The 11,473-nt window shown below is 62.4% G+C and carries 9 protein-coding genes; all 9 read left to right on the top strand.

What is annotated here, in order from left to right; translation table 11 throughout:
- The first annotated feature begins 462 nt into the window (after nucleotides 1-462).
- The 9 genes from rpmH (at nucleotide 463) to LDO15_RS22190 (ending at nucleotide 7,832) form a co-directional block, all read left to right on the top strand.
- Complete coding sequence (gene rpmH / locus LDO15_RS22230; RefSeq protein WP_003800212.1) at nucleotides 463-600, top strand: 50S ribosomal protein L34; 138 nt, start codon at nucleotides 463-465, stop codon at nucleotides 598-600.
- A gap of 41 nt (nucleotides 601-641) precedes the next feature.
- Nucleotides 642-1,052: a ribonuclease P protein component gene (gene rnpA, locus LDO15_RS22225; protein ID WP_223982548.1), complete on the top strand. Its 411-nt coding sequence runs from the start codon at nucleotides 642-644 to the stop codon at nucleotides 1,050-1,052.
- Between the two features lie 61 nt (nucleotides 1,053-1,113).
- On the top strand, nucleotides 1,114-1,455 hold the full coding sequence (gene yidD, locus LDO15_RS22220) for a membrane protein insertion efficiency factor YidD (RefSeq protein ID WP_223987641.1): 342 nt from the start codon (nucleotides 1,114-1,116) through the stop codon (nucleotides 1,453-1,455).
- 16 nt (nucleotides 1,456-1,471) lie between these two features.
- The gene (gene yidC / locus LDO15_RS22215; RefSeq protein ID WP_223982546.1) at nucleotides 1,472-2,446 is read left to right on the top strand and encodes a membrane protein insertase YidC; all 975 of its coding nucleotides are present in this window, start codon (nucleotides 1,472-1,474) and stop codon (nucleotides 2,444-2,446) included.
- Nucleotides 2,446-3,030, top strand: coding sequence for a R3H domain-containing nucleic acid-binding protein (locus tag LDO15_RS22210; RefSeq protein WP_223982544.1), 585 nt, complete (start codon nucleotides 2,446-2,448; stop codon nucleotides 3,028-3,030). Before yidC ends, LDO15_RS22210 begins: the two co-directional genes overlap by 1 nt.
- 16 nt (nucleotides 3,031-3,046) lie before the next feature.
- Entirely contained in the window at nucleotides 3,047-3,697 is a 651-nt protein-coding gene (gene rsmG, locus LDO15_RS22205) for a 16S rRNA (guanine(527)-N(7))-methyltransferase RsmG (protein ID WP_223987639.1), read from the top strand.
- Between the two features lie 87 nt (nucleotides 3,698-3,784).
- Nucleotides 3,785-4,852, top strand: coding sequence for a ParA family protein (locus tag LDO15_RS22200; RefSeq protein ID WP_223982542.1), 1,068 nt, complete (start codon nucleotides 3,785-3,787; stop codon nucleotides 4,850-4,852).
- Between the two features lie 67 nt (nucleotides 4,853-4,919).
- Entirely contained in the window at nucleotides 4,920-6,212 is a 1,293-nt protein-coding gene (locus tag LDO15_RS22195; protein ID WP_223982541.1) for a ParB/RepB/Spo0J family partition protein, read from the top strand.
- Between the two features lie 993 nt (nucleotides 6,213-7,205).
- Nucleotides 7,206-7,832, top strand: a complete 627-nt coding sequence (locus tag LDO15_RS22190) for an IS5 family transposase (RefSeq protein WP_223982539.1) — start codon at nucleotides 7,206-7,208, stop codon at nucleotides 7,830-7,832.
- Nucleotides 7,833-11,473 lie beyond the last annotated feature (3,641 nt).

The raw sequence follows: 11,473 nt of genomic DNA, 5'->3' as shown, positions 1-11,473 counted from the left end.
CAATCAGTTCCTCAAACTTGCTGGCCTGCATTACGTGCATCCACACGGTCCGGAGCAGTGCACCGGCCCGGCTTAATCCACAGGGTTATGCACAGTCCGTGGATAAGGGGTTACTGAGACACTGTAGGGGATGAAAACGCTAGAAGATAGCTGGGTTGTGTCCTGTGGATAATTACACCGTTGTGGTTCTCAAACGGGGCCTGTGACCGGGCTCATCCACAGGCTGTGGAGGCAGTTAGCCACAGCTGGGGAAAGAGGGCGGAGGGACCCCCGGTTTGACTCGGGAGGTCGGCAAGCCCTAACGTTGTGAAGTCCCATGTGTACGCTTTTCGCCTCATTTGAATCTCTCCCGACGCCCCGCGCCGTGCGAGTCGAGGGAAGCGGAACATACAAAACTTAGCGTCGGCCAGTTCTTCCCCCTTGATCGGGTGGGCGCACCTTTGATCCACTGGAGTAACTAACGTGAGCAAGCGGACTTTTCAGCCGAATAACCGCCGTCGAGCCAAGAAGCACGGCTTCCGCCTTCGTATGCGTACCCGTGCCGGCCGTGCCATCCTGGCAGCCCGTCGTGGCAAGGGCCGCACCGAACTGTCGGCCTAAATAACTGACTCGTCGGTCCACATCCCTGTGCGAGTTTAACGGTGCTGGCCACCAGGAACCGTCTGCGGACATCAACCGATTTTTCAACAACTGTACGTTCCGGTGTCCGCAATGGACGCCGGAACGTAGTGTTATATGCGGCAGCTATCGCTGCCGATGAACCAAGCCGGATCGGATTCATCGTTTCCAAGAGTGTTGGGAACGCTGTCGTCAGGAACCTCGTTAAGAGGAGACTGAGAGAAGCCGGTGCATTGTCGTTGCAGAAATACGGCAGCGGGTTCGCCATCGTGGTCCGGGCACTGCCCGCCGCGGCTGGGGCCAGCTGGGACCAACTGCTCGCCGACTATGACGCCGCCTTGGAGACAACCATGAAACGGCTGGGCACCCGCCTTCCGAAGGCTGCTTCATCAGGTTCTTACGAGACAACACAGGAAGGGACCCCGCGTGCGTAACTCAACTGCCGCCGTCGTCCCCCACCTAAGCGTTGCGAGTCTCGGATCGGCGCCGCGCCGGTTGGGTAAGGTGGTCTGGAACCTGCCCCGCAACATCCTCATCCTGCTGCTGATGGCCTACCGCAAGGTGGTCTCGCCGCTGTACGGCCAGGTATGCCGTTTTTTCCCCAGCTGTTCGGCCTATGCCCTTGAGGCGATCACGGTGCACGGTGCCGTGAAAGGCAGCTGGCTGGCAGCAAGGCGCCTGTTGCGCTGCCATCCCTGGAATGCCGGCGGTGTGGACCATGTCCCCGCCGGGCACCGGGAGTGGCCCGCCGACCGCACCCCCACAATTGTTGTGCTGAACAATCCGGACAAGTACTTGGCTGCTCAGACTGATGGAGAAGGCCGCTCTGCGGCCTGACGAATAGGGATATCGTATGGACATCTTTGGAACAATCCTGGCCCCCTTCAAATGGCTCGTCTCAGCCATCATGGTGGGATTCCACGATGGCCTGAGCGCCATCGGCATGCCGGCGGCCAGTGGCTGGACGTGGACCTTTGCCATCATCGGGCTGGTGCTGGTGATCCGCGCCGCCCTGATTCCCGTCTTCGTCAAGCAGATCAAGGCCCAGCGCGGGATGCAGTTGCTGCAGCCGGACCTGAAGAAGCTCCAGGACAAATACAAAGGCAAGACCGACCAGCTGTCCCGCCAGGCTATGGCGCAGGAGCAGATGGCGCTGTACAAGAAGCACGGCACCAACCCGTTCTCGGCCTGCCTGCCCATGCTGATCCAGATGCCGTTCTTCTTCGCGCTCTTCCAGGTCCTCTCCGGCATTACCGCGGCGGCCACCAGCGGCCAGGGCATCGGCGCCATGAGCCACGAACAGGTCGTGCAGTTCGACCAGTCCACGATTTTCGGTGCCCCGCTGTCCGCGTCGCTGCTCCACGGCGGCGGCGGCAATCAAACGGCGGTCTGGATTCTCTCCATCGTGATGATTCTGGCCATGACGGCCTCGCAGTTCATCACGCAGAAGCAGATCATGGCCAAGAATATGTCCGAAGAGGCCCTGGCCAGCCCGTTCATGCGCCAGCAGAAAATGATGCTGTACATCCTGCCGGTCGTCTTCGGCGTCGGCGGCATCAACTTCCCCATCGGCGTCCTGATCTACTGGACAACCACCAACCTCTGGACGATGGGCCAGCAGTTCTTCGTCATCCGCCGGATGCCTACGCCCGGATCGCCGGCCGCCAAGGCCCTCGCCGAGCGCCGCGCCGCCAAGGGCCTGCCCGCACTTCCCCTTCTGGGCGGCAAGAAGGTCGACGCCGAGGCGGCTGAAGCCGCCGCTGCTGCCGCCGTCGAAGCGAAGACCCAGCGCGTCCAGCCGCAACGCAAAAACAGGAAGAGGAAGTAATGTCCGCCGAGAGCACCGAACACGCTATTTCTGCCGAGTTTGACGAGGACCGGGACGACGCCCAGGAGGCGTCCCACGACGCGTCCGAGGAGAACAGCCCTGTCAAGAGTGTTTCCGCAAGCCGCCTCGAAGAAGAAGGCGACGTTGCTGCGGACTACCTCGAAGAACTGCTCGATATTGCGGACATCGACGGAGACATCGACATCGAGGTCCGCAATGGGCGTACCTACATCTCGATCGTGGCTGAAGAGGAATCGGCCGGTCTGGAAAGCCTGGTCGGCCGTGACGGTGAAGTGTTGGAAGCCCTCCAGGAGCTGACCCGGCTCGCCGTCCTGTCCGCGACGGAGAACCGGTCCCGCCTGGTGCTGGACATTAACGGCTACCGTGCCGAGCGTGCCGGCGACCTGCAGAAGATCGCAGAGGACGCCGCCGCCGCAGTCAAGAAGTCCGGCGAGGCTGTCGCCCTTGCTCCGATGAGCGCCTACGAGCGCAAGATCGTGCACGACGCCGTCGCCGATTTGGGGCTCGTAAGCGAGTCCGAAGGCGAAGGCGCTGACCGGCACATCGTAGTCTCCGCAGACTGAACCGTTGACTAGCTTGATGGTTGAAATTACCGCGCCCGAACTCAAAGCAGCAGAGTCAATCTTCGGTGACCGCCTGGACCTGGCGAAGCGCTACGTCGAGCACCTGGCGACGTCCGGGACGGAACGGGGCCTGATCGGGCCCCGCGAAGTGCCCCGGCTGTGGAGCCGGCATGTGCTCAACTGTGCCGTGATCGAGAGCCAGATTGCCCACGGAAGCCACGTGGCCGACGTCGGCAGCGGAGCGGGCCTGCCCGGCCTCTGCCTGGCCATCGCCCGGCCGGACCTGGAACTGACCCTGATCGAACCGCTGGAACGCCGCGTCATCTGGCTTCAGGAGGTGGTGGATGATCTTGGGCTGGACAACGTCACGATCATGCGCACCCGTGCTGAACTTGCGGTGGGACTGGTGAACGCCGACGTCGTCACGGCCCGCGCGGTGTCCGCCCTGTCCAACCTCGCCGGACTGACCATTCCGCTCCTGGCGGGCAAGGGCGAAGTTGTCGCCATCAAGGGACGCAGCGCCGGCGAGGAAATCGAAAAGGCCGCCAAGGTTATCCGCAAGCTGGGCGGTATTGAGACGTCCGTGGTGTTGGTGGGCGAGGACCTTCTCGAAGAACCCACCACCGTGGTCCGAATCGTAGTGAACAAGCCTCAAAAGATTGCCTAGTACCGGCCCCGGTGCCCGGGGAGTCTGAGGGGAAGAGGTTAGGCTAGTAACCGGCAGCAAAAGCCGAATGAGAGTGAGCGTGTCATAGTGAGCAGTAGCGAAGCCTCCACACAACGGATCCCGCCGTTTGTGTCCCTGGGGTCCGCACGGGCGTTTACGGCTCCTGCAGTCGCTCATGACTACTCCGGAAATCACACGGTTTCGGTTGCAAGGGCCACCGGTATGGCCGGTGTTTCACGTGAAACGTCGCTTTCGCACACCGGGAACGTGCTGGATTCCATCGATGATTCCAGCCCCATCGCCCGGGAGCTCGCACACGAGAATAGGCGCCGCGAGCGGCTGCTCGGCCGAAAGCTGCCGAAGCCGGAAAAGACCCGGATTTTCACGGTTTCCAACCAGAAGGGCGGGGTCGGCAAGACGACGACCACCGTCAACATCGCCGCTGCCCTCGCGGCCGCAGGTCTGAACGTGCTCGTGATCGATATCGATCCCCAGGGGAACGCCTCGACAGCCCTGGGTATTGAGCACCACGCCGACGTCGACAGCATCTACGATGTCCTGATCAACGACGTCCCGTTGAAGGACGTCGTGGCGCCGTGCCCCGACATTGACAACCTGATCTGTGCGCCCGCCACCATCCACCTTGCCGGCGCCGAAATCGAGCTCGTCAGCCTGGTGGCCCGCGAACAGCGGCTGCGACGCGCGATCGATGTGTATTCCAAGGAGCGCGCCAAGAATGGCGAAGAGCGGCTGGACTACATCTTCATTGACTGCCCGCCGAGCCTCGGGCTCCTGACTGTGAACGCCTTCTGTGCTGCCGGCGAGGTCCTCATCCCCATCCAGTGCGAGTACTACGCCCTCGAAGGCCTGAGCCAGCTCCTGAAGAACATCGAGATGATCCAGAAGCATCTGAACGCTGATCTGGTTGTCTCCACGATTCTCCTGACCATGTACGACGGGCGCACCAACCTGGCCGCCCAGGTGGCAGCCGAAGTCCGCGAGCACTTCCCGCAGCAGGTGCTGGGGGCCGTGGTGCCGAGGTCGGTACGTATCTCCGAAGCGCCGAGTTACCAGCAGACGGTCATGACGTACGATCCTTCTTCCAGCGGTGCCCTGTCCTATCTGGAAGCCGCTGCGGAAATCGCTGAACGTTAGAATCTTTCGAAAATTGCACTAGCCAGAGCCAGGTGAATCCCGGCTCTTCCACTGGAGGGATTTATCCATGAGCGATAAGCGACGCGGCCTCGGCCGTGGACTTGGCGCACTCATTCCAAGTTCCGCCTCGGCTAACGCCTCCGGAAATGGTGCTGCCCCGTCACGGCCCGTGGACCTCTTCTTTCCCGAAGCGCGGAAGAAAACTCCCGACGCCGAGACTCTCCTGGACATACCCGCCGCGCAGTCGAAGGCGCTGCAGACAGAGGACACCAACACCGCTGACAGCAACTCCGCTGACAGCAAGCCGACGCGGCCTGCCGCTGGGAAGGCCGGCGGCTCATCAGTTGCCTCTGCCTCCGATGCTGCTGCCAGCCCCGAGGAGGACGGCGCTGCCGCTGTGACCAAGAAGGCGCCCGCCCGGAAGACAGCCGCCCCGAAGACCCCGCCGGTTGCCAAGCCGGCCGTGTCCGACGCCGGCGAGCAGCTTGCGTTCGATTCTGCCCCTGAGCCCGCCGAAGACAACGGTGTTGAACTTGTGGACGTTCCCGGTGTCAGGTTTGCCGAAATCCCGGTTACCGACATCCATCCCAACCGCAAACAGCCCCGTTCCGTCTTCGATGAGGACGACATGGCGGAGCTGGTGCACTCCGTGCGAGAAATCGGCGTTCTCCAGCCAATTGTGGTCCGTACCTCAACCGAAGAAGGTGGCGAGCCCTATGAGCTCGTCATGGGCGAACGGCGCTGGCGGGCAGTACAGGCCGCTGGCCTGGAAACTATCCCCGCGATCGTCCGCGACACCACCGACGATGACCTCCTCCGCGATGCCCTGCTAGAGAACCTGCACCGCAGCCAGCTCAACCCACTTGAAGAGGCTGCGGCCTACCAGCAGCTTCTTGAAGACTTCGGAACGACGCATGAGCAGCTGGCAGACAGAATCGGACGTTCGCGTCCGCAGGTGTCCAACACCCTGCGGCTGCTGAAGCTTCCCCCGCTGGTTCAGCGGCGGGTTGCCGCCAACGTCATCTCGGCCGGCCACGCCCGCGCGTTGCTGGCCCTCCCGGATGCTGCGGCGATGGAGCGCCTCGCGCAGAAGATTGTGTCAGAAGGCATGTCGGTCCGGGCGACCGAAGAGGCAGTGACGCTCTACCAGAGCCCCGCCTCCCCGACCAAGAACAACATCCCGCGGCCGGGGGCGCGCCACGAACGGCTGGACTACCTGGCTTCGTCGCTGTCTGACCGTCTTGACACCAACGTCAAGATCTCGCTCGGTGCCCGCAAGGGACGTGTCAGCATCGAGTTCGCCAGCGTCGAGGACCTTAACCGCATCATGGACGTCCTGTCGCCGGGCGCATCCAGTTAGAGCGTGTGTCGCCAAGCATCTCCGGGAGGGCCTGTTTCACGTGAAACAGGCCCTCCTGGTTTTAAGGGCCCATCGGCCCTTGGATATCTGCCTCGGGGATGTCACCTCCTGCGTCGGATTGCACGTCTCTCTCCGGAGCAGCGGATTCGTCCCGCGTCACTAATAGTGGGCTGATGCGCAGCAACAGCCGGTGCCGTGCGTTTCGGGGGCTATGGCTACGGCTGGGTACGGCGGCAGGAATAGGCCTGCAGTTCGGGGCCGGCATGCTCGGCCCCACCACGTGAACAGGGCTCGTGCCTGACTGCTACCGCAGCGGAGAGACACGCCCAGGGAGTCCGGCGTGGGCAGCCACAGGGCATGGTTCTCCGCAGCTGATCCGGCGCCGGGACCGGGCGCCGTGATCGCTACAGTCAATGTTCAGACACCCATGGGCCCGTCTGCGAGGCGCTTCGACCGCCTCACCAGGGTGCTTCTCTCGTGGCACACACCACGTGCGGGCCACTCTCGCCGGACCCTCAGGAACTGCCCGACAACGCAGGGCCCGGCAGCAGGTGCTCCTCATGTCTTGTTCACGAGAACTCCTGGCGACTCGGGCCGACGGTTTCCAGTTGAGATGCTGTCCTGAACCCGTGGCTACTGGCGAACGAAGATGCACCGAGCCTACATCGTGGATGATGCTCTGGGCTTGTTGCCGGGGCCGCCGAGCGCGCGAGGGTCCAGGATCTTGCCACTCTCCCTCGAGCTGACACGAGCTGTGCTCCGGATGGAGCCTGCGACCGACAGACGCTTGCGGTAGTGGGGCAGGGCGGGAATTGCCCCGGGAGGCTCAGACCACAATCAACCTGCAGCGTCGGGACCGCAACTGTCCTCCTGGTCTCCGGGCCGGCGGGGCCTTTGGCTCCCGGGTCTGCGTCCCTTGTTTGACGTGAAACATCGTCAGCGTTCCGGGCGTGTTGCCTAAATGACGGCGCGATGGTAGAGAATGTTTGAGGGGTGTCGCGTACTTCTGTTCTGGCTGACGGGCAATGGGCCCACATTCAACCGTTGCTACCGTCGTCTGCCGGCCGCAGGGGGCATCCGTTCAGGGCTAACCGCCGGGTGGTTGAGGGCATCATTTACGGGTACCGGTGTGGGATCGCCTGGCGTGACCTGCCAACCGGGTACGGTCCACGGCAGACGATATGCAAGCGGCACCGCCGCTACAGCGGGGACGTAACCTGGGACCGAATCGAGGCCGAACTGCTGACGGTGGCTGAGGCCCGCGGTGAAGTGGATTGGTCTGTCTCTGTCGATTCGACGGTGGACCGTGTGCACCAGCACGGGAGCAATCTTCCCCGCATCACAGGAGGCCCGTCGAATTACATGACCCTGTTTGCTGAACCCGATGATCATGCGATCGGCCGGGCCCGCGGCGGACTAAGCACCAAAATCCACGCCCTGGTCGAAGACAATGGCAGACCGGTGGTGCTGTTGGGTGCCCCCGGACAGGGCCGGGACGCCCCGACGTTCACCCCTCTGATGGACCAGTTGAAGTTCACCGCGCCAGCCCAGGCAGGCCACTCACCCGCCCAGACCGTGTCCGCGGCGGAGCCGTTCTCCGAGCCATCAGCATCTGGCTGACAGTCTTACGACACACGCCCTAGCCGAATCGAACGATCGCCGAGGTGTTGACCTTTCGATGAAGCGCGGTCTGCATTGCGGAGGGCTGTCCCCATCGTTAGCCACCCGCACCAGCCGAGATACGTGATTGAGGCCCAGCCGGGCGGCTTGGAGCGAGCAGGACGACTGCCTCTCCGATCTCTGTTTCACGTGAAACGCTGCCACCAAACCTCACCCCGCGTTGACCCCAACTCAGTGAGGCAGGTGCGCGACCGGCCAAAGTCGACGTTCGGAGCGGAGCCGCGGGTTCGACGACACAAGGTCTACCGGCTGGAGAACGCCCATCCATGGACACCCATCCAAGCGGACATCCCGAGCCGCCGGGCTTCATCACAAAGCCCCTGGGCCGGCTGACCAACTGGGAACCGGCTAGTGAACGAGCTTCCGCTCCGGCGGCAGAGGCACCCGGTCACCAAGGATTGAGGGACCATCAAAGGGATTTGCCACTTAGGGCTCCTCGTCCGAGATCTCAAAGAGCGCAACAAAGGACCGAATTCCTTCTCTCCTGTTGTTCGATTCGGGCAGGACAACCCGTACGGTGGGCGGTCGTCTGCTCAAAGAATTGCCAGTGCGTCCTCGGTCGCTGCGGCCGCATACGATGGCTGCAATGCACCTTCGACTGACGGGTCCAGCGTGCGTCTGCGACCCACTCAATACACCCACGCTGCACCGCCTGGATCCATTGCCCGGTTATTTGGAGACGGATGGGGCAGCATGAACGGACAATGCAGTAGGTCGTCTAGTGGCAGGAAATTCCCCGTGTGCCGTAGTAGCGGGAAGGATTCTCCCCTGCCGTGCCGGGTGTATCGTCCCCCTCTACCTCCGACCAGCCGTTGTCGAGGCGTCCTCCGCGAGTACTGCGGCGAACCAGGCGTCGGTACGGTCCAGCACAGTCCGCGATCCAGTTGTCCACGCAGCGAGCCCTTGCGGCAAGACACCTGACCGTTCATAGACCCCGGTTCGGTCTCCTCTCGACCTTTGGGTAGCCGTCTGGGTCCAAGTCCGCCCACAGACTCACACCATGTGGCGTCCTCCAGTCTCGGTGGCCGGAACAGCACGCAACCTCCGTTTGCGTGTGAGACCCAGGCCTGGCCTAGGTTCGTAGTTCAGAATCCGGTCCGTAGACCGCGGCTCGACCCCGACGGCGATCGGGACCGCGGCCCGAGCCGGAACCACCACCTCCCCGCTGCGGATGCGAAGGCCTCGCCCGGATGGATGACGGGACTTCCGGGAGGGCTGTGGTCCGTATTGTCCGGGTCTCGGTGACTGCCCGGATCTTCTGGCCAGCTCCCATTTGTTCCGCGGTTTTCATCTTGAATGTGTCCGGCTAGAAAGCAGCAACGATCCTCCTTCACATCGACGCATCAGAAGATCCCGACACGGCAGAGTTTCCGGCAGACGAACTTCTTGATCCATGGCATCGATGCCGTCTCCTTGGTCCGGACATTGGAGATGCTGAGGAGCGCTGAGCGCTGCCCCGACAGGTCGCAGGTTCAACCGGGCAGGTGGATGGTGTCCGGAGTAGACAGTGATCCGGTGCTCGTCAGTTGGACCGGGGTGGCACCTGCGGCCAGGAGGCAGTCGTCGGACGGGAACACGGTCGCTGGGCCTGAACGAGGTTACCGCGCGGCACCCGGACGGCCAGGCACCGAGGCGGCACGTGATTCGGCGGCGGGTGAACTTCGCTTGCTCGACAGTGGCATATCGTTCGGGTGTCTCCATCCCCGGCTATATCGAGCCGGCGCGACTGCCGGAGGTCTGTGTCCCTCCGCGCTTACGCCATGTGATGCAATGCGGAGACCATGCCGGCGATTCCGTCTCTGCGGCGGGTGACTTGGTCTCCGGGCCGCGGATGGCCTGCTATGACTCGTCTGTAGCCCGGTGAGCGCTCTGCAGGCTGGGGGCGCCAACGAGACCCGGGACTTGCGGCGGCGGTTGCCAGAATCCGAGGACGCCACGGATACCGGATGACCGATTGCGGGTGTTGGAAATTGGATGGTGAGCTGCTGCGCTCCCCCGGTGCCCTCTCCGTGTTCTTCAAGTTTGTTGCCACGCTACGCGCTCCCTAGGTGTGGCGGACCGTCCAGCCGGCTCACGCTGTTTCAATATTCGGAGTCCGTGATGCGGTGTGGGCCGCGCGGATCGGGCTAGCATGTGGGCCGCAGTGGTTCGTGATGGATACGGGGTCAGCATGATGGCATGCAGAAGTGGGCCGCCGAGGGTAATCCACAGGCTCATCAGCGGCAGCAAATTCGCTGCTTGCTCAGTGGATAGTGCAGTGGATAGGGCGGTGGATGTTACTGTGGATAACTTTGTGGATTGGACGACGATTCTCCCTGAGCCAACACCGGAGAACGAAGCCGTTCATGTGGTTCTGTATGATCCGATGCTTACTGCGAATCTCTCATTCGGTTTCACGTGAAACATGATTTGTCGTCGGGAACAACGCTCCGGCGGCCTTGGAGCACTACGTATAAAATCGCCGCCCAATGGTTAATTTCTCGTTGATCTGGGCGAACTTTCGCGGCCGTTGCCTGGGATGGTCGAATGCCTTCTGCCAGCCAGCCATGGGCATCGTGGGGCCGGATCATCTGACTACATCTCACCTCTAGATGCCAGGCTTGTGGCCTGCAGCATGTGGGTGTGAATAATCTCTCAGGGCCTGTGGATAACCGTGTGAATAACTTCTGTGGAGAACTCGCGATAAATCGACGGGACAGTCAAAGTCCTCGTCGTCCGGACGTGACTGATCGCCCCGAATATTGGCTGCCTCCAATGCCCGACTCCACTCACTGGTTGACAGGGCTGCTGGCGCAGAAGCTGATGGTGAGGGCTCGTCGGTGCGGCCCCTCGCCAACTGAAGGGACGTCCACTGATGGACTTCGGCCGCATCCGGCTATCCCTCGAGGGCCCTGCGGATGCCCTTAGTTGGTCACTTCGCACAAGAAGCTGAGGTCTGTGGGAGTCTGCAACAGAGGCGGGCGTTGGAGTCTACGATTGGCGACGCCACGTCACGCACATGGGACTAGGAGGGAAATGCACTCTCTCTTGCGGAAGCGGGGAACTGCTGCTGTGCGGCACCCGCGAATGGGGATCACTGGACAACTGATCCCCCGCCGGACAGATCAGGAGGAATTAGCTGCATTGGATAGACCGTTCCTGTGGAGCTTCAAAGTACTTGAGCTGGACATGTCACTGGACCTGGGCCGGTGGTGAACGAGCCGGATGCCCGTTCGAGACGTCGACGGGAGCGAGCCAACATGGCCGAGATGGGGATGGACAAGCTGTATACAGGCCCGCTTTGATGACGTTACAGGCCGCATTTCTGACTATGTTGGGCGGGATTGGTCCGCTGATATACCGACCACAGATCCAATCCGGCCTGTGAATCTGAATCCAGACCGGGGCGGTGCCACAGTCAGGAAGTATCCGCTCGGTGATTGCGTGCAGTTGCCAGATACAAATCTCTCCGCTAACGTGCGGCGAGATCCAGGCTTCCCGTCGACGCTTCCTGCTAACCACCGGCGCCGGCAGAAAGCCCTGCGCTGTCCTCATCGGGATGACAGGTTAAGGACCGGGCATGGCCGCTTGGGGCTTGCACA

This window comes from Arthrobacter sp. NicSoilB8 (genome assembly GCF_019977355.1).
GTDB lineage: Bacteria > Actinomycetota > Actinomycetes > Actinomycetales > Micrococcaceae > Arthrobacter.
The sequence above is the reverse complement of the archived record's forward strand: the minus strand, read 5'-3'. Positions and strand labels throughout refer to the sequence as shown.

What these genes read in the sequence shown, in the direction of transcription:
- yidC (WP_223982546.1), top strand. Translation starts at nt 1,472, where the DNA reads ATGGACATCTTTGGAACAATCCTGGCCCCCTTCAAATGGCTCGTCTCA.
- LDO15_RS22210 (WP_223982544.1), top strand. Translation starts at nt 2,446, where the DNA reads ATGTCCGCCGAGAGCACCGAACACGCTATTTCTGCCGAGTTTGACGAG.
- rsmG (WP_223987639.1), top strand. Translation starts at nt 3,047, where the DNA reads ATGGTTGAAATTACCGCGCCCGAACTCAAAGCAGCAGAGTCAATCTTC.
- LDO15_RS22195 (WP_223982541.1), top strand. Translation starts at nt 4,920, where the DNA reads ATGAGCGATAAGCGACGCGGCCTCGGCCGTGGACTTGGCGCACTCATT.